We start from the raw sequence: 17,117 nt of genomic DNA, 5'->3' as shown, positions 1-17,117 counted from the left end.
CGGACTCCGCGTGACCTGGCCCGCGCGCCGGCCGGGGCGGCCCGGAGCACTCCAACCGCTCGGCCCACTGCCCGTATCCGTGCTCGTGTCCGTCCGCACGCTTCGGCCGCCTGGGCCAGATCGTGTAGCTGACCGCGATCAGCAGGCTGATGCCGGCCACCACACCCATCCGGCTCTGCCACTCGCGCAGCGGCGCCGCCTGCGACGCGTCGTCGACATACCAGATCGCAGCCTGCAACAGGACGGCGGCGATGGCGGCGCCGCCGATGGCACGCCCGCACATCTTCCACTCGTGCACGGTGTGCGCCATGCCATGGCGGGGCGGCTTGGCCGGGCGCCGCCCCTTGCCGAGCAGGTGCGCCGCGTGGCCGTCCGCCCACCTGACCATGTAGTGGCCGTGGGTGGCGGTGAACCCGATGTACACGGCGGCCAGCCCGTGCTTCCAGTCCGGCTCCGCACCGTTGCGCAGGTCGACCGCGGTGACGAGCAGCAGCACGACCTCCAGCAGCGGTTCGCACAGCAGCACGGCGGCACCGGCACGGGGCAGCTTCGCGAGATAGCGCAGGGCGAGGCCCAGGGCGAGCAGCACCCAGAAGGCCACCTCGCAGATGACGATCAGAGTCACGATCACAGGCGGAGCCTTTCTCGACACGGACCTTGGGCGAGGGGAATGCGACGGCGGCGCGACCGGCCGCCGGTCCCCCGGTACACGGCGGGGGACGGTCCGGACACGCCTCACCACTGTGGCGCCGGTAGCCGCCCGCGGCGTCGTCGCGCACGACGATTCGGGGCGCCCAGGACTGCATCTTTCGATGCAGTCCCCGGCCTCCGGTTGTTCACTCCGGCGGACGAGGGCCGCCGGAGCGGACCCGGATAGGCTGAGCCCGCAGGGGGACGGAATCCGGAAGAGTCCCACCGGGAAGTCCGGAAGGGTCCCACCGGCCGGGGTCCGGAACCGCGAGCCCGGCAGCCGCACCGTCGCGCCGGACGGACACCCGGAAGGGTGCTCTCCCCTCGGTGGGAGGGATGCTCGCCCTGCGGAAGGGACGCTCTCCCTCCCGGAGGGCCGTGACCTGTTGGAGTCGTGATCGCCGCCGCAGCCATACCCCGGGCCGCTCGTACCCCGCGCGTCCCCCGCCCGCACCGGGACGACGTGCTGGTCGCGGCCGCCGGTGCCGCCGGGGGGCTGTTGCTGTGGGCGTTCGAGCTGAACAGCCGACCGCTGTGGCAGACCGGCCCGCGCTGGCTGGTCCTGCTGCCGCTCGCCGCGATGTGCCTGGCCACGCTGTCCCGGCGGTTCGGGCAGCCGTACCCGCTGCTGCTGGGCACGGTCGCCGAGGTCGCCGACCTGACGGTGGGGTCGCTGCTGGCGACCATGGTGCTGTTCACCGATGTCCTCTACGCCGCGGTGCTCTATGGCTCGGCCCGGCTCTCCCGCCTGGTGCTGCGGACCTCGGTCGTGGTCAGCGTGCTGGTCTCGGCCGGATTGCTGATCGTGTTCCGGGACGCGGAGATGCTGCTGGTCGGAGCGGCCTGCGTCGGGATCCTCGTGGTGCCCACCACCTCGGGCGAGATGATCCGCAACCACCGCGACAAGGCGGCCGCCGAGCGGCTGCGGGCGGAGCAGACCGCACTGCTGGCGGAGCTGGACCGCAAGCAGGCGGTCGGCGCCGAACGCGCCCGGATGGCCCGGGAACTGCACGACGTCGTCGCCAACCACCTCTCGGCCATCGCCATCCACTCCACGGCGGCGCTCTCCTTCCCGGAGGCGGGCGCCGGCGGCGCCACCCGGGACGCACTGGGCGTCATCCGGGAGAACAGCGTGCAGGGCCTTGCCGAGATGCGCCGCCTCATCGGGCTGCTGCGCAACGCGGACGGTCCCGAGGAGCCGACGGCGACGCCCTCGTTGGAGGGGCTGGAGGCGCTGCTGCGGCGGGCCCGGGCCATGGCGGGCGACGGCCGCACCTTCGCCCTGGCCGACCACCGGCCCCGCGGCGAGCGCCTTCCGGCCCCCGTGGAGCTGGCCGCCTACCGCGTCGTCCAGGAGGCCGTCACCAACGCGCTGAAGCACGCGGCCCCCGGCGCCGTCACCGTGGCACTCGACCGGGACGCGGCCCGCCCGGACACCCTCGGCATCCGTGTCCGCAGTCCGCTGGGCGACACTCCGGTGGACGACGGCGCCCCGCGCGCACCCGGCGCGGGCGCGGGCCTGGTCGGGATGCGGGAGCGGGTCGAACTGTTGGCGGGCGAGCTGACCGCGGGGCCCGAGGACGGCGCGGGAGGGGAACGGATCTGGCAGGTGCACGCGGTGCTGCCCGCCCCGCACGAGGCGGAACCGGCCACCGACGGCTCCGGCGTCGACGGCTCCGGCGCCGCACGCCGGCCCGGGAAGCACAGGACATCCGAGAAGCACGAGCAGAGGGAGGCGGAGCGTGACCGCTGAACGGACCATCCGCGTACTGATCGCCGAGGATCAGCAGGCCGTACGCGCGGGGCTCGTGCTCATCCTCCGCAACGCCGCCGGAATCGATGTCGTCGGTGAGGCGGGGGACGGCGAGGAGGCCGTCCGGCTGGCCCGGGAGCTGGCCCCGGACGTGGTGCTGATGGACATCCAGATGCCGCGCCTGGACGGGGTGACGGCCACCGGGCAGATCACCGGCGACCGGCTCGCCGACGTTCTGGTGCTCACCACCTTCGACCTGGACTCCTACGTCTTCGGGGCGCTGCGCGCGGGCGCCGCCGGGTTCCTGCTCAAGGACAGCGAGGCGGCGGAGGTGGTGGCGGCGGTGCGCACGGTCGCACGCGGCGAGGGCATGATCGCACCTGCCGTGACCCGGAGGCTGATCGCCGAGTTCGCCGGCTCCGCGGCGCCGGGCAGCACCCGCGCCTCCGGCGCACCGGCCGCACCGCCGCCCGGGCTGGCCGAACTCACCCGCCGGGAGCGGGAGGTGCTCGGCTGCCTGGGCGGGGGCCTGTCCAACGCCGAGATCGCCGACCGCCTCACCATGGCGGAGGGCACCGTCAAGACCCATGTGAGCAGGCTGCTCGCCAAGCTGGAGCTGCGCAGCCGCACCCAGGCCGCCGTACGCGCCCAGGAGTGGGGTGTCGGGGCAGAGTAGCCGCGGCGATCCCGGCGGACCTCCGGCCCGGATCGGGGGCCGGGGCGTGTGCGCCCGGCGCGGCCGTACGACCGGGGTCAGGCCACGTTCACCCGCTGGCCGGGAGGTGCCGCCTCCAGCCAGGCGAGGAAGCCGGTGAGCGCGTCCTCGCTCAGGGCGAGCTCGACCCGCACCCGGTCGGGGCCGACGGCGCAGGCCAGCACCACCGCGTCGGAGAGCAGCGCCTGCTCCTCCTCGCCCAGCGGGGAGCGCCGCTCCAGAACGTCGATGGCCCCGCGCACCAGATGGCGGCGGGGCCTGGGGGCATAGGAGAAGATGCGGAACCATTCGATCCGGTCTCCGTTGTAGCGGGCGATCCCGTACGCCCAGCCTTTTCCTTTGGGATCGTCGGCCTCTCCCTCGGAGACCGCCCAGCGCAGATTGCAGTCGAACGTTCCGCCGGACCGCTGGATGAGCCGCCGGCGTACGCCGAAGGCGAGGAGTCCCGCCACCACCAGCAGGACGACCACGCCGCACAGCAGCAGAGCAAGGGCCATCGTCTCCGACCTCCTCGCTCTCTTCGGGACCTGCCGCGCGACAAGTCTCTCAAACCCTGCGGTATGGCTTCAGCCGCGGGCGGACCCGGGAAATTCCGGGACCGCCCGCGGCTGAGGGTCGTCGTGCGCCGAATGTGACGCGACTGACGTCAGCGTGCGGCCGTCACCGACCGCAGCCGGACATCGGCGCGCTTCTCGGCGTCGGCGTCCGCCTGGGACTTCGCGTCCTCCAGCGCACGCTCCGCCCGCTCGACGTCGATCTCGTCGGTCAGCTCGGCGACCTCGGCGAGCAGCGAGAGCTGGTTGTCGGCGAAGGAGATGAACCCGCCGTGCACCGCGGCGACGACGGTGCCGTTGCCGCTCTCGCCCGTCGTACGGATGGTGACCGGGCCGGACTCCAGCACACCGAGCAGCGGCTGGTGGCCGGGCATGACGCCGATATCACCCGAGGAGGTACGCGCGACGACCAGGCTGGCCTCGCCGGACCAGACCTTGCGGTCGGCCGCGACCAACTCGACGTGCAGCTCAGCCACTGTGGCTCCTCAGACTGGGATGGGAAAAGGATACGGGGTGCGGCGCGGGGGCGGGTACTCCACCCGCCCCCGCCGCGGAGCACGACCGGCGCACATCCCGGACCCGGTCGCTCGCGACCGCGCGCGGGGGCACCTGGATGCGCCGTGGTGCCGGGGCCCGGCGTCAGGAGACGCCGAGCTCCTTCGCCTTGGCCTTGAGGTCCTCCAGGCCACCACACATGAAGAACGCCTGCTCGGGGAAGTGGTCGTACTCACCGTCGGCGATCGCGTTGAAGGCCGCGATCGACTCGTCCAGCGGGACGTCCGATCCGTCGAGACCGGTGAACTGCTTCGCCGCGTGGGTGTTCTGCGACAGGAAGCGCTCGATCCGGCGGGCGCGGGACACCGTGAGCTTGTCCTCCTCGGACAGCTCGTCGATGCCGAGGATGGAGATGATGTCCTGCAGGTCCTTGTACTTCTGCAGGATCCCCTTGACGCGCTCGGCGCAGTCGTAGTGGTCCTGCGAGACGAAGCGCGGGTCCAGGATCCGGGAGGTGGAGTCCAGCGGGTCCACCGCCGGGTAGATGCCCTTCTCCGAGATCGGACGCGAGAGCACCGTGGTGGCGTCCAGGTGCGCGAAGGTCGTCGCCGGAGCCGGGTCGGTGAGGTCGTCCGCGGGCACGTAGATCGCCTGCATCGAGGTGATGGAGTGGCCGCGGGTCGAGGTGATGCGCTCCTGGAGCACACCCATCTCGTCCGCCAGGTTCGGCTGGTAGCCCACCGCGGAGGGCATCCGGCCCAGCAGGGTGGAGACCTCGGAACCGGCCTGGGTGAAGCGGAAGATGTTGTCGATGAAGAACAGCACGTCCTGCTTCTGCACATCGCGGAAGTACTCCGCCATGGTCAGACCGGCCAGCGCGACCCGCAGGCGGGTCCCCGGGGGCTCGTCCATCTGGCCGAAGACCAGCGCGGTCTGCGGGAGCACGCCGGACTCGGCCATCTCCTCGATGAGGTCGTTGCCCTCACGGGTGCGCTCGCCGACGCCGGCGAACACGGAAACGCCCTCGTGCAGCTTGGCCACACGCATGATCATTTCCTGGATGAGGACGGTCTTGCCGACGCCCGCGCCGCCGAACAGACCGATCTTGCCGCCCTTGACGTACGGGGTCAGCAGGTCGACGACCTTCAGACCGGTCTCGAACATCTCGGTCTTGGACTCGAGCTGGTCGAAGCTGGGGGCCTGGCGGTGGATCGCCCACCGCTCGGTGACCTCCGACTCGGCCTCCGGCTCGTTCAGGATCTTGCCGAGGGTGTTGAACACCCGGCCCTTGGTGACGTCGCCGACCGGCACGGTCAGACCGGTGCCGGTGTTGGTCACCGGGGCCTGGCGGACCAGGCCGTCGGTCGGCTCCATGGCGATGGCGCGGACCACGCCCTCACCCAGGTGCTGGGCGACCTCGAGGGTCAGCGTCTTGCGCTTGCCCTCCTCGGACGGGTCGAGGACGTCGACCGTCAGGGCGTTGTAGATGTCGGGCATGGCGTCGACGGGGAATTCCACGTCGACGACCGGGCCGATGACCCGGGCTACGCGGCCCGTCGCAGCGGCCGTCTCAACTGTGGTGGTCATGGTTAGCGGTCACTCCCCGCGTTAGCGTCAGCCAGCGCGCTCGCCCCACCGACGATCTCGCTGATTTCCTGGGTGATGTCGGCCTGGCGGGCCGCGTTGGCAAGCCGTGTCAGCGACTTGATGAGATCTTCGGCATTGTCGGTCGCGGACTTCATCGCCCGGCGCGTGGCGGCGTGCTTGGAGGCAGCCGCCTGCAGCAGGGCGTTGTAGACCCGCGACTCGACGTACCGCGGCAGCAGCGCGTCCAGGACGTCCTCGGCCGACGGTTCGAAGTCGTAGAGCGGCATGATCGCGGTTCCGCCCTTGGCGGCGCCCTCGCCCTCGTCGGTGGACTCGACGCCCCCCGCGAAGGAGAGCGGCAGCATCCGGGCGTCGACCGCGGTCTGCGTCATCATCGAGACGAACTCGGTGTAGACGATGTGCAGCTCGTCCACGCCGCCCTCGGCGGTCTCCCGCTGCACCGCCTCGATCAGCGGTGCGGCGACGGCCTTCGCGTCGGCGTAGCTCGGGTTGTCGGTGAAGCCGGTGAACGACTCCTTGACGGCCCGGTCGCGGAAGCTGTAGTAGGCGACGCCCTTGGAGCCGACGATGTAGCTCTCGATCTCCTTGCCCTCGGCGGCCAGCCGTGCGTTGAGCTCTTCGGCTGCCTTGATGGCGTTGGAGTTGTAGCCGCCCGCCAGGCCGCGGTCACTCGTGATGAGCAGGACCGCGGCCCGCTTGGGCTGCTCGGCCTCGGTCAGCAGGGCGTGCTTGGTGTCGGAACCCTGCGCGACGGCGGTGACCGCGTGGGTCAGCTCCTTCGCGTACGGCTCCGACGCCGTCACCTTGCGCTGCGCCTTGATGATGCGGGAGGCCGCGATCATCTCCATCGCACGCGTGATCTTCTTGGTCGCAGTGACGGATTTGATCCGCCGCTTGTAGACCCTGAGCTGGGCACCCATGCTCAGCCCTCGCCCAGCAGCTTGCCGTCCGAGGTCTCGAACTGCGTCTTGAACTTGTCGACCGCGTCACCCAGCATCTGGATGGTGTCGTCCGACATCTTGGCGCCCTCGCGGATGCTGGTCAGCAGGGGCTGCTCCTCGCGGTGCATGTAGTCCAGCAGCTCGCGCTCGAAGCGCCGGATGTCCTCGACCGGCACGTCGTCCATCTTGCCGTTGGTGCCGGACCAGACGGAGACGACCTGGTCCTCGGTGGAGAACGGCGCGTACTGCGACTGCTTGAGCAGCTCGACCATCCGCTTGCCGCGCTCCAGCGCGCCCTTGGAGGCGTCGTCCAGGTCGGAGCCGAAGGCGGCGAACGCCTCCAGCTCGCGGTACTGGGCCAGGTCCACCCGGAGCGAGCCGGTGATCTGCCGGATCGCCTTGTGCTGGGCCTTGCCACCGACGCGGGAGACGGAGATACCGACGTTCAGCGCCGGGCGCTGGCCCGCGTTGAACAGGTCGGACTCCAGGAAGCACTGGCCGTCGGTGATGGAGATGACGTTGGTCGGGATGAACGCCGAGACGTCGTTCGCCTTGGTCTCGACGATCGGCAGCCCCGTCATCGAGCCCTTGCCCATGTCGTCGGAGAGCTTGGCGCAGCGCTCCAGCAGCCGGGAGTGCAGGTAGAAGACGTCGCCCGGGTAGGCCTCACGGCCCGGCGGGCGGCGCAGCAGCAGCGAGACGGCACGGTAGGCGTCGGCCTGCTTGGACAGGTCGTCGAAGACGACCAGGACGTGCTTGCCCTGGTACATCCAGTGCTGGCCGATGGCCGAGCCGGTGTACGGGGCGATGTACTTGAAGCCGGCCGGGTCGGACGCCGGGGCCGCCACGATGGTGGTGTACTCCAGCGCGCCCGCCTCCTCCAGCGCGCCGCGCACGGACGCGATGGTGGAGCCCTTCTGGCCGACGGCGACGTAGATGCAGCGGACCTGCTTGTCCGGGTCGCCCGAGCGCCAGTTGTCGCGCTGGTTGATGATCGTGTCGACGCACAGCGCGGTCTTGCCGGTCTGGCGGTCGCCGATGACGAGCTGACGCTGGCCGCGGCCGACCGGCGTCATGGTGTCGACGGCCTTGTAGCCCGTCTCCATCGGCTCGTTGACTTCCTGGCGCTGCATGACCGTGGGGGCCTGGAGCTCCAGGGCGCGGCGGCCCTCGGTCTCGATCTCCCCGAGGCCGTCGACCGGCGCACCCAGCGGGTCGACGACACGGCCGAGGTAGCCGTCGCCGACCGGGACCGACAGGACCTCGCCGGTCCGCTGCACCGACTGGCCCTCTTCGATGCCGCTGAACTCACCGAGGACGACCGCACCGATCTCGCGCTCCTCGAGGTTGAGGGCGAGGCCGAGGGTGCCGTCCTCGAACTTCAGCAGCTCGTTCGCCATGGCCGAGGGCAGCCCCTCGACCTTCGCGATGCCATCACTGGCAGCGCTGACCGTACCGACCTCTTCGCGCGAGGCCGCGTCCGGCGTGTACGACTGGACAAAGTTCTCCAGCGCGTCCCGGATCTCATCCGGCCGGATCGTGAGCTCCGCCATCTGGGTTCCCTGCTCTCCTTGTTGGGCCCGTAAGTTCCTTCGGGCTCCGGGGGGCGCTTTCCCCCGACTCCCTGTGTACGGCCCAACTCGGGCCGCTTTCGTGCTTGTTGAGTTGGTTGGCGCTCGCGCGCCGGGGTACTGCTTCAGCCCGCCATCCGCCGCTTGGCCGCTTCCAGCCGGTCGGCGATCGAGCCGTTGATGATCTCGTCGCCCACCCGCACCGTGATCCCGCCGAGGACCTCGGGGTCCACGTCCAGGTTCAGATGCACCTGACGGCCGTAGAGCGTGGCCAGTGCCGCGCTCAGGCGCCGCTTCTGCTCGTCGCTCAGCGGAACCGCGGAGGTCACGACGGCGACCGAACGGTTGCGCCGCTCGGCAGCCAGCCGGGAGAGGGCTTCCAGCCCATTGTCCAGGCTACGTCCCCGCGGCTGAGTGACCAGCCGGGTCACCAGGCGCTCGGTGGCCGGCCGGACCCGGCCGGCCAGCAGCTCCCGCAGCAGGCCACGCTTGGCCTCCGGTCCGACCGTACGGCTGGCGAGCGCCGCACGCAGCTGCGGCGAGGAGGCAGCGGTCCTGCCGAAGCGGAACAGCTCGTCCTCGACATCGTCCAGCTGCCCGTCCCGCTCGGCCGACACCAGGTCGGCGAGGTCCGCCAGCTCCTCGACGGCGTCGGCCAGGTCGCGCGGCGCGGACCAGCGGGAGCGGACCATGCCGGAGACCAGGTCGGTGGCCGGGCCGCCGACCTGGCCGGCGAGCAGCCGCTGCACCAGCGACGCCTTGGCCTCGCCGTCCCGCGCCGGGTCGGTGAGGACCCGGCGCAGCGAGACCTCGCGCTCCAGCAGCGCGGTGACGGCGGCGAGCTCGTCGGCGAGGGCCGCTGCGTCGACCGAGGTGGAGTCGGTCAGCGCGGTCAGGCTCTCGCGCGCGGCGGCAAGCGCCTCACGGCTCGCACCATTCATCGGGCGGCTCCGCTGGCGTCTGCCTCGGCGGCGTCTTCGAGCCCGTCGAGGAAGCGGTCGATCACGCGGCTCTGCCGGGCGTGGTCGTCGAGCGACTCGCCGACGAGCTTGCCGGCCAGGTCGGTGGCGAGCTTGCCCACGTCCTGGCGCAGCGTCTGCGCGGCCTGCTTGCGGTCGGCCTCGACCTGGGCGTGACCGGCGGCGATGATCTCCTCACGCTGCCGCTGGCCCTCCGCGCGCATCTCGGCGATGAGCGTGGCGCCCTGCTCCTGGGCCTCGGACCGCAGCCGGGCAGCCTCGTGGCGGGCCTCGGCGAGCTGGTCCTTGTACTGCTGGAGTACGTCGGCGGCTTCCTGCTGCGCGGCCTCGGCCTTCTCGATGCCGCCCTCGATGGCGTCACGACGCTCTTCCAGCACCTTGTTGATGCTCGGGAGGAGCTTCTTCCACAGGGCGAAGAAGACGATGGCGAAGGCGAGCAGCCCGATGACGAACTCGGGGATCGGCGGGACGAGGGGGTTCTCCTCCTCGGCCGCCATCTGTACGAAGGCGATCACATCAGTGCCTTTCGTCGAAAGGGACGGGGTCGCCGGATCAGCTGGGGTAGGCGTAGCCCATGACCAGACCGATCAGCGCCAGCGCCTCACAGAGGGCGAAGCCGAGGATCTGGTTCTGGCGGATGAGGCCGGCGGCCTCGGGCTGCCGGGCGAGCGCCTGCGTGCCGTTGCCGAAGACGATGCCGACGCCGATGCCGGGGCCGATGGCGGCGAGGCCGTAGCCGATCGCGGCGAGGTTGCCCTGGATCTGGACGGCGGCGAGGCTCTGGAGAGCGGACATGCTCGTTACTTCCTTCTCGTTCACGGACCGGTGGGGGTTGGCCACCGGTGGATGGGAAATCGGGTGAGCGGCGGCCGGTCAGTGGCTCTCGGAGAGAGCGCCCTGAATGTAGTTGGTGGCCAGCAGCACGAAGACGTACGCCTGAACCGCCTGGATGAACAGCTCGAAGGCCACCATCAGCACGGTCATGATGAAGGAGACGCCGGAGTAGAGAATGCCGAAGCCGTTCAGCAGGTACCACGTGGCGAGCGTGAACAGCAGCAGCAGGGTGTGCCCGGCGAACATGTTGGCGAAGAGTCGCACCGCGTGCGTGAAAGGACGCACCAGCAGGTTCTGGAAGAGCTCCAGGAACATGATCAGGGGCAGCACCGCGCCGAGCGACTTGTCATAGCCCGAGAGGTTCTTCCAGCCCCCGACGAATCCGTTGCGCTTGAACGTGAGGCTGATGTACAGCACGTACACGATCAGGGCCAGGGCTGCCGGGTAGGAGATGACCGACGTCACGGGGAACTGTGCGAGCGGAATGACCGCCCACATGTTCATGATCCAGACGAAGAAGAAGAGCGAGACGATCAGCGGAACGTACTTCTCGCCTTCCTTCTTGCCGAGCCCTTCGTACACGACACCGCGGCGGATGAAGTCGTACCCGGCCTCGCCGACCATCTGGAGTTTGCCCGGCACCAGCTTCGGCCTGGCGAAGGCTGCCCAGAAGAACCAGACGATCGCGACCGTGCCCACCAGCGCCAGCAGCATGGTCTTGTTGAACTCGATGCCACCGACGGTGAACAGCGGCTTGAAGATGAACGAATGGACTCCGGGCGCCTCGAAGCCGCAGCCGGAGAAGATGTGGCAATCGGTCTCGAAGGCGAGCATCTGGTCAGCACTCACCGCGAGCTCCTTCTGCATGGCGCATGTATACGGCTACCTCGGTGTGTCGGCGCGGCGTGCGACCGCGGAGCGGCACTGGACTGGTCTTGCGGATTGGGGGGCGGCGGCCGGCCGGAGAGCGAGAGCGCCCGTTCCGTCTCCCGGAACGCGGAACCTCGACCGTCCCCGCCTGCTGCGCCGCAGTTGGTCTCGGACGATAGCAGTTGCTCGAACGAGCACTTATCCCGCCCCTACGTGCCACTGGCCTTCTCGCCGGAGCTGGAGGAGGGCTCGACGTACAGGATCTTCGCCTTCATGTGCGCCCGGGTCTGCGCGACCACCCACACGATGGTGCTGGCGAGAAGGGCGAGAGCGAAGCTCCTGGTGTCGAAGAGGGTCGTGTCCCGGAACGCGATAAGCACCACGAGCAGCAGCAGGATCTGCGTCGTGTAGAGCAGCAGACCCATCGCCTGAAAGAGGTGCGGGAGGGACCTGGCCGTGCGCTGCAGGGCGTAGAGGCCGATCCCCATGAAGAGGATCGCCACCAGCGCTCCGGCGGCACCGCCGATCGCTCCCTTGCTTCCGGCGAAGACGCCGCTGATCACTGCGGCCACGACAGCGGCCACGGCGGTCGGGACGGCGCAGTGCAGCAGCATGCGTGCGTCGTTCGACTGCATGTGGTGTGCTCCGGGGGAAATCTGGGGGACGTGAATCGTCGAGGAAGAGCGTAGCCCGGCGCGGAGGACGGACCTCCCGCAGAAGAGCCCGCGAGAGTGCGGAACTTCGGCTGGCCACCGGGTTTCGTGAACGGTATCACAAACTATTTGATGAGGTCTTTACCTACTTGGTGTGCCCCCCGTCACACGCAGGTGTGACAGGGAGCATCTCCAGCTGACGCCAGCCACTTTGTCTGGTATCAGAGGCTTCCACTGCTCACCGAGCAGCTCAGTCAGGGGTGTTGATCTTCTTCTCCCGGGTGAACTGCCGACGCTCCCCGATGGCCGTCGCCCCGTGCAATCCGGCCATCGCGGGCTCACGCTCCGCCTCCCGCGGCGCCGCCTGCTCCCCCGCGGCCTCCGCGGCCGGCTCCGGCGCCGCCTCGGCGTCCGCCGCCTCCCGGCCGCCCCGCCGGTACCGGGGCGGCAGCACCTGCTGCGCCCAGCCGGGCACCCGAGGCGTGTAGCGCGGCATCAGCAGCACCACCAGGCCCACGGCGCTCAGCAGCACGATCGTCAGCACGATCGCGAGGCTGGAGGAGCGCACCGAGAAGGCCACGGCCCCGAAGGCGATCAACGCGGCCCAGAAATACATGATCAGCACGGCACGGCTGTGCGAGTGCCCGACCTCCAGCAGCCGGTGGTGCAGATGCCCCCGGTCGGCCGCGAACGGCGAGCGGCCGTTCCAGGTGCGCCGCACGATCGCCATCACCAGGTCGGCCACCGGGATCGCGATGATGCTCAGCGGCAGCAGCAACGGCATGTACAGCGGCACCATCGTGTGCACCGCGGACTTGACCGAACCGGTGTGCTCGACCATCAGGTCCGGGTCGACCTGGCCGGTGATGGAGACCGCGCCCGCGGCCAGGACCAGGCCGATCAGCATCGAACCGGAGTCGCCCATGAAGATGCGGGCCGGATGCATGTTGTGCGGCAGGAAGCCCAGGCACATCCCCATCAGCACGGCCGCGAAGAGCGTGGCGGGGGCCGCCGCCTCGATGCCGTAGCCGTACCAGATGCGGTAGGCGTACATGAAGAACGCCACACTCGCGATGCAGACCATGCCCGACGCGAGGCCGTCCAGGCCGTCCACGAAGTTCACCGCGTTGATGGTGATCACCACCAGCGCCACCGTGAGCAGCGTGCCCTGGAAGGGAGTGAGTGCGACGTTCCCCACGCCCGGCACCGGCAACCACAGGATCGTCAGTCCCTGGAGCACCATCACACCGGCGGCGATCATCTGCCCGCCGAGCTTCACCAGCGCGTCGACGCCCCACTTGTCGTCCAGCACGCCGATCAGCCAGATCAGCCCGGCACCCGAGAGCAGCGCCCTGGGCTCATCGGAAAGAGTGAACAGCTTCCCGATGTTGGTGAGCTGTGAAGCGACCAACAGCCCGGCGCACAGTCCGCCGAACATAGCGATGCCGCCGAGCCGGGGAGTCGGCTCCCGGTGCACGTCGCGCGCGCGGACCGGAGGCATCGCGCCCGCCGCGATGGCGAACTTCCGCACCGGCCCGGTCAGCAGATAGGTGACCGCAGCCGTGACGCACAGCGTCAGCAGATATTCACGCACCGGAAAGGCTCCCCAGAGGTCTCGCAGTTCGGACGCAGGCCCGGTCGGCCGGGCTGTTCAGGCCCACACCATAGGACACGCTCACCGCCGACCGCTGGTTCTGGTGCGGCGGTCCGCGGTGGTGCGGCCGGGAGGGCACGGTCTAGGCAGGCGCCGGGACCCCCGTCAGGGCGGTGACCACCGGATCCAGCGCGCCGCTGATCTCCTCGCCGACGCTGCGGAAGTACGGGATGGGGGCGCCGTAGGGGTCGTAGATCTCGTCCGCCTCCGGGCTGGGGGCCAGCAGCCAGCCGCGCAGCGCGGCCGCCGCCTGCACCAGCGCGCGGGCGCGCTCCACCACGTCCTCGGGGCTGCCCGCGACCGGCAGCGTCGCGGGGTCTATCGCCCGCACCAGCCGGGTGAACTCCTTGAGCGTGAAGGTGCGCAGGCCCGCGGAGTGGCCCATGGAGATCACCTGCGCCCGGTGGTCGCGGGTGGCCGTCAGCACCAGGTCGGCCCGGATCACGTGTTCGTCCAGCAGCTCGCGCCCGGTGAACCCCTCGGCGTCCGCGCCGTGTTCGAGCAGCACGGCGACCGCGTTCTCCTCCATGGGCGCCCCCTCGTGCCCCCACGTCCCCGCGCTCTCGACCACGAGGCCGCCCGTGCGGCGCTCCCCGAGCCGATCGGCCAGGGCATGCCGGGTGAGCCGCTCGGTGATCGGCGAGCGGCACACGTTGCCTGTGGAGACGTGGAGGATACGGAACGCGCCGTCGGCGCCGCTTATGCCGCCGGCCGCGGCCGGCCCACGCCCGGGTGGGGCGGTCACTACGGGGCCACCTCCAGGCCCGGTACGACCTTGCGCAGCTCGTCGGCGTCGATGGCGCCTGCCCGCAGCAGCACCGGCACCGAGCCGGTGACATCCACGATCGACGAGGGCACGTTGTCCTGGGTGGGGCCGCCGTCCAGGTAGACGGCGACGGACTCGCCCAGCATCTCCTGGGCCTCGTCGCAGTCCTTGGGCGCCGGGTGCCCGGAGAGGTTGGCCGAGGAGACGGCCATCGGGCCGAACTCGTTCAGCAGCTCGATGGCGACCGGGTGCAGCGGCATCCGCACCGCCACCGTGCCATGGGTCTCCCCCAGGTCCCAGGTCAGCGACGGCTGGTGCCGGGCCACCAGGGTGAGCGCGCCGGGCCAGAAGGCGTCGACCAGTTCCCAGGCCGCCTCGGAGAAGTCCGTGACCAGGCCGTGCAGCGTGTTCGGCGAGCCCACCAGGACCGGCGAGGGCATGCCGCGGCCGCGCCCCTTGGCCTCCAGCAGATCGCCCACCGCGTCCGCGCTGAACGCGTCCGCACCGACTCCGTAGACGGTGTCGGTCGGCAGCACGACGAGTTCTCCGCGCCTGACGGCCGAGGCGGCCTCGCGGAGGCCGGTCGCCCGGTCGGTCGCGTCGGAGCAGTCGTATCGCCGTGCCATTACGGCACCTCCCTGCGTGCAGTGGCAAAACGGGGCCGGTTGTTGAGGTCGGGGTGGTCCGCGGCGTCAGCCCAGCCGCGGTCCTCGGTGAAGATCCAGGGCACCTGTCCGCCCTGGGTGTCGGCGTGCTCGACGACCACGACCCCGCCGGGGCGCAGCAGCCGGTGGGCGGTGCGCTCCAGGCCGCGGATGACATCCAGGCCGTCCTCGCCGGAGAACAGTGCGACCTGGGGGTCGTGGTCGCGGGCCTCCGGCGCCACATACTCCCACTCGGTGAGCGGGATGTAGGGCGGGTTGGAGATCACCAGGTCGACCTGGCCGTCCAGCTCGCCCAGCGCGGTCCGCGCATCGCCCTGGTGCAGGGTCACCCGCGAGCCCTCGACGTTCTTGCGCGCCCACACCAGCGCCGACTCGTCCAGCTCCACGGCGTGCACCCGGGAGCGGGGCACTTCCTGCGCGAGCGCCAGCGCGATGGCCCCGGAGCCGGTGCACAGGTCCACGATCAGCGGCTCGGCCACGTCCATCGCCCGTACCGCGTCTATCGCCCAGCCGACCACGGACTCGGTCTCGGGCCGGGGCACGAAGACGCCGGCTCCCACATACAGCTCCAGGTAGCGGAAGAAGGCCCGCCCCGTGATGTGCTGGAGCGGTTCGCGGGCCTCGCGGCGGGCCACCGCCTCCCAGTAGCGCGCGTCGAAGTCGGCGTCGGCGACACGGTGCAGTTCGCCCCGCCCCACGCCGTGCACGAAGGCGGCCAGCTCCTCCGCGTCGAAGCGCGGTGAGGGCACACCCGCGTCGGCAAGCCTCTGGGTGGCCTGGGCCACCTCGGCGAGCAGCACGTTCACTCCGTCCCCCTCCCGGGCGTCATTGAGCAGCGGCCAGCTTGGCCGCGGAGTCCGCGTCCACGCACGCCTGGATGACCGGGTCGAGTTCGCCGTCCAGCACCTGGTCCAGGTTGTACGCCTTGAACCCGACGCGGTGGTCGGAGATGCGGTTCTCCGGGAAGTTGTAAGTGCGCACCCGCTCGGACCTGTCGACCGTGCGGACCTGGCTGCGGCGGGCGTCGGAGGCCTCCTTCTCGGCCTCCTCCTGCGCCGCGGCCAGCAGCCGCGCGCGGAGGATGCGCAGGGCCTGCTCCTTGTTCTGGAGCTGGCTCTTCTCGTTCTGGCAGGAGACGACGATGCCGGTCGGCTCGTGGGTGATGCGCACGGCCGAGTCGGTGGTGTTCACAGACTGCCCGCCCGGCCCGGAGGACCGGTAGACGTCGATGCGCAGGTCGTTCGGGCTGATCTCCACGTCCACGTCCTCCGCCTCCGGCAGCACCAGGACGCCGGCCGCCGAGGTGTGGATGCGGCCCTGGGACTCGGTGGCGGGCACCCGCTGCACGCGGTGCACCCCGCCCTCGTACTTCAGCCGCGCCCACACGCCCTGGCCCGGCTCCGCCGAGCCCTTGGTCTTCACGGCGACCTGGACGTCCTTGTAGCCGCCGAGGTCGGACTCGTTGGACTCGATCAGTTCGGTCTTCCAGCCGAGCCGCTCGGCGTAGCGCAGATACATCCGCAGCAGGTCGCCGGCGAACAGCGCGGACTCGTCGCCGCCCTCACCCGCCTTGATCTCCAGGATGACGTCCTTGTCGTCGCTGGGGTCGCGCGGGACCAGCAGCAGCCGCAGCCGCTCCGTGAGCTCCTCGCGGCGCCGCTCCAGCTCCTTGATCTCGTCGGCGAAGTCCGGGTCCTCCGCGGCCAGTTCCCGCGCCGTGCCGATGTCGTCCCCGGTCCGCTTCCACTCGCTGTAGGCGGTGACGATGGGGGTGAGTTCGGCGTAGCGCTTGTTGAGCCGGCGGGCACCCGCCTGGTCGGCGTGGATCGCCGGATCGGCGAGTCGCCGCTCCAGGTCGGCGTGCTCGCCGACGAGTTCCTCGACCGCCTCGAACATCGTGGCCATCCCTTGCTGATGAGTGGGGGCGCACCGCCGCGCAGCGGGCAGCGGGCGGGCGCCTGGGGCGCTGAGCACCAAAAGAGCGCCGGGCCGCGCTGCCCGGCAGGGGCAGCCGCGGACCGGCGCTGCGGTGTCGCTACTTCTTGGCGCTGCCGGCGCTCTTGCCGAAGCGGGCCTCGAAGCGGGCCACGCGGCCACCGGTGTCGAGGATCTTCTGCTTGCCGGTGTAGAAGGGGTGGCAGGCCGAGCAGATGTCCGCGCGGATCACGCCTTCCGACATGGTCGTGCGCGTGGTGAAGGAGTTGCCGCAGGTGCAGCTCACCTGGGTCTCGCGGTACTCGGGGTGGATGTCGCGCTTCAAGGTCACTCCTAGGTTCGGGAGGGCACCGGGTCGGGAGACGGGTTGTTTCCCGTGAACCGGGGCCGACGATCCAGTTTGCCACTGCTGACCGCACCCCCCAAAACCGGG

At 70.6% G+C, this 17,117-nt stretch carries 18 protein-coding genes and 1 pseudogene; 2 read left to right on the top strand and 17 right to left on the bottom strand.

Annotated features, from left to right (window positions below; all coding sequences use genetic code 11):
- Window positions 1–100: 100 nt before the first annotated feature.
- Window positions 101–631, bottom strand: a pseudogene (locus ACFYMO_RS13375) (hypothetical protein); the annotation flags it as partial.
- 453 nt (window positions 632–1,084) lie between these two features.
- Here ACFYMO_RS13375 and ACFYMO_RS13370 point away from each other — a divergent pair.
- The gene (locus tag ACFYMO_RS13370) at window positions 1,085–2,443 is read left to right on the top strand and encodes a sensor histidine kinase (protein WP_388546243.1); all 1,359 of its coding nucleotides are present in this window, start codon (window positions 1,085–1,087) and stop codon (window positions 2,441–2,443) included.
- The gene (locus ACFYMO_RS13365) at window positions 2,433–3,119 is read left to right on the top strand and encodes a response regulator transcription factor (protein WP_366772921.1); all 687 of its coding nucleotides are present in this window, start codon (window positions 2,433–2,435) and stop codon (window positions 3,117–3,119) included. Before ACFYMO_RS13370 ends, ACFYMO_RS13365 begins: the two co-directional genes overlap by 11 nt.
- A 77-nt stretch (window positions 3,120–3,196) precedes the next feature.
- Here ACFYMO_RS13365 and ACFYMO_RS13360 read toward each other — a convergent pair whose 3' ends face one another.
- The 16 genes from ACFYMO_RS13360 to rpmE form a co-directional block, all read right to left on the bottom strand.
- Window positions 3,197–3,655: a DUF2550 domain-containing protein gene (locus ACFYMO_RS13360; RefSeq protein ID WP_366772922.1), complete on the bottom strand. Its 459-nt coding sequence runs from the start codon at window positions 3,653–3,655 to the stop codon at window positions 3,197–3,199.
- 149 nt (window positions 3,656–3,804) lie between these two features.
- Window positions 3,805–4,188, bottom strand: a complete 384-nt coding sequence (locus ACFYMO_RS13355) for a F0F1 ATP synthase subunit epsilon (protein WP_276477795.1) — start codon at window positions 4,186–4,188, stop codon at window positions 3,805–3,807.
- Window positions 4,189–4,351: 163 nt separating this feature from the next.
- Window positions 4,352–5,794 (bottom strand): F0F1 ATP synthase subunit beta, encoded by a 1,443-nt coding sequence (gene atpD, locus ACFYMO_RS13350; protein ID WP_366772923.1) that lies wholly within the window; start codon window positions 5,792–5,794, stop codon window positions 4,352–4,354.
- A 2-nt stretch (window positions 5,795–5,796) separates the two neighbouring features.
- Window positions 5,797–6,735 carry a F0F1 ATP synthase subunit gamma gene (locus ACFYMO_RS13345; protein ID WP_388546239.1) on the bottom strand — a complete coding sequence of 313 codons (939 nt, stop codon included), beginning with the start codon at window positions 6,733–6,735 and terminating at the stop codon, window positions 5,797–5,799.
- A 2-nt stretch (window positions 6,736–6,737) separates the two neighbouring features.
- Window positions 6,738–8,309, bottom strand: coding sequence for a F0F1 ATP synthase subunit alpha (atpA, locus tag ACFYMO_RS13340; RefSeq protein ID WP_360294271.1), 1,572 nt, complete (start codon window positions 8,307–8,309; stop codon window positions 6,738–6,740).
- Window positions 8,310–8,452: 143 nt separating this feature from the next.
- Window positions 8,453–9,268 carry a F0F1 ATP synthase subunit delta gene (locus ACFYMO_RS13335; protein ID WP_366772925.1) on the bottom strand — a complete coding sequence of 272 codons (816 nt, stop codon included), beginning with the start codon at window positions 9,266–9,268 and terminating at the stop codon, window positions 8,453–8,455.
- Complete coding sequence (locus ACFYMO_RS13330; protein ID WP_388546573.1) at window positions 9,265–9,804, bottom strand: F0F1 ATP synthase subunit B; 540 nt, start codon at window positions 9,802–9,804, stop codon at window positions 9,265–9,267. Before ACFYMO_RS13330 ends, ACFYMO_RS13335 begins: the two co-directional genes overlap by 4 nt.
- 55 nt (window positions 9,805–9,859) lie before the next feature.
- The gene (gene atpE / locus ACFYMO_RS13325) at window positions 9,860–10,102 is read right to left on the bottom strand and encodes an ATP synthase F0 subunit C (protein WP_019354619.1); all 243 of its coding nucleotides are present in this window, start codon (window positions 10,100–10,102) and stop codon (window positions 9,860–9,862) included.
- Between the two features lie 78 nt (window positions 10,103–10,180).
- Window positions 10,181–11,008, bottom strand: a complete 828-nt coding sequence (atpB, locus tag ACFYMO_RS13320) for a F0F1 ATP synthase subunit A (RefSeq protein WP_019354618.1) — start codon at window positions 11,006–11,008, stop codon at window positions 10,181–10,183.
- 212 nt (window positions 11,009–11,220) lie between these two features.
- The gene (locus ACFYMO_RS13315; protein WP_019354617.1) at window positions 11,221–11,646 is read right to left on the bottom strand and encodes a hypothetical protein; all 426 of its coding nucleotides are present in this window, start codon (window positions 11,644–11,646) and stop codon (window positions 11,221–11,223) included.
- 268 nt (window positions 11,647–11,914) lie between these two features.
- Window positions 11,915–13,258, bottom strand: a complete 1,344-nt coding sequence (locus ACFYMO_RS13310) for an MraY family glycosyltransferase (protein WP_366772926.1) — start codon at window positions 13,256–13,258, stop codon at window positions 11,915–11,917.
- Between the two features lie 142 nt (window positions 13,259–13,400).
- A complete protein-coding gene (locus tag ACFYMO_RS13305) occupies window positions 13,401–14,063 on the bottom strand; it encodes a low molecular weight phosphatase family protein (protein ID WP_019354615.1) in 663 nt (220 codons plus the stop codon).
- The gene (locus ACFYMO_RS13300) at window positions 14,063–14,710 is read right to left on the bottom strand and encodes an L-threonylcarbamoyladenylate synthase (RefSeq protein WP_019354614.1); all 648 of its coding nucleotides are present in this window, start codon (window positions 14,708–14,710) and stop codon (window positions 14,063–14,065) included. Before ACFYMO_RS13300 ends, ACFYMO_RS13305 begins: the two co-directional genes overlap by 1 nt.
- Entirely contained in the window at window positions 14,710–15,555 is an 846-nt protein-coding gene (prmC, locus tag ACFYMO_RS13295) for a peptide chain release factor N(5)-glutamine methyltransferase (protein WP_075001956.1), read from the bottom strand. Before prmC ends, ACFYMO_RS13300 begins: the two co-directional genes overlap by 1 nt.
- Window positions 15,556–15,574: 19 nt before the next feature.
- The gene (prfA, locus tag ACFYMO_RS13290; protein ID WP_366772958.1) at window positions 15,575–16,645 is read right to left on the bottom strand and encodes a peptide chain release factor 1; all 1,071 of its coding nucleotides are present in this window, start codon (window positions 16,643–16,645) and stop codon (window positions 15,575–15,577) included.
- A gap of 139 nt (window positions 16,646–16,784) precedes the next feature.
- Complete coding sequence (gene rpmE, locus ACFYMO_RS13285) at window positions 16,785–17,009, bottom strand: 50S ribosomal protein L31 (protein ID WP_366772927.1); 225 nt, start codon at window positions 17,007–17,009, stop codon at window positions 16,785–16,787.
- Between the last annotated feature and the right edge of the window lie 108 nt (window positions 17,010–17,117).

It is taken from the genome of Streptomyces sp. NPDC007025, from assembly GCF_042869455.1.
Taxonomy (GTDB): domain Bacteria; phylum Actinomycetota; class Actinomycetes; order Streptomycetales; family Streptomycetaceae; genus Streptomyces.
This window is presented reverse-complemented; position numbering and strand designations above follow the sequence as displayed.

Coding starts and splice junctions, on each gene's coding strand:
- ACFYMO_RS13360 (WP_366772922.1), bottom strand. CDS start 3,655: ATGGCCCTTGCTCTGCTGCTGTGCGGCGTGGTCGTCCTGCTGGTGGTG.
- atpD (WP_366772923.1), bottom strand. CDS start 5,794: ATGACCACCACAGTTGAGACGGCCGCTGCGACGGGCCGCGTAGCCCGG.
- ACFYMO_RS13345 (WP_388546239.1), bottom strand. CDS start 6,735: ATGGGTGCCCAGCTCAGGGTCTACAAGCGGCGGATCAAATCCGTCACT.
- atpA (WP_360294271.1), bottom strand. CDS start 8,309: ATGGCGGAGCTCACGATCCGGCCGGATGAGATCCGGGACGCGCTGGAG.
- ACFYMO_RS13335 (WP_366772925.1), bottom strand. CDS start 9,268: ATGAATGGTGCGAGCCGTGAGGCGCTTGCCGCCGCGCGCGAGAGCCTG.
- ACFYMO_RS13330 (WP_388546573.1), bottom strand. CDS start 9,804: ATGGCGGCCGAGGAGGAGAACCCCCTCGTCCCGCCGATCCCCGAGTTC.
- atpE (WP_019354619.1), bottom strand. CDS start 10,102: ATGTCCGCTCTCCAGAGCCTCGCCGCCGTCCAGATCCAGGGCAACCTC.
- atpB (WP_019354618.1), bottom strand. CDS start 11,008: ATGCAGAAGGAGCTCGCGGTGAGTGCTGACCAGATGCTCGCCTTCGAG.
- ACFYMO_RS13315 (WP_019354617.1), bottom strand. CDS start 11,646: ATGCAGTCGAACGACGCACGCATGCTGCTGCACTGCGCCGTCCCGACC.
- ACFYMO_RS13300 (WP_019354614.1), bottom strand. CDS start 14,710: ATGGCACGGCGATACGACTGCTCCGACGCGACCGACCGGGCGACCGGC.
- prfA (WP_366772958.1), bottom strand. CDS start 16,645: ATGTTCGAGGCGGTCGAGGAACTCGTCGGCGAGCACGCCGACCTGGAG.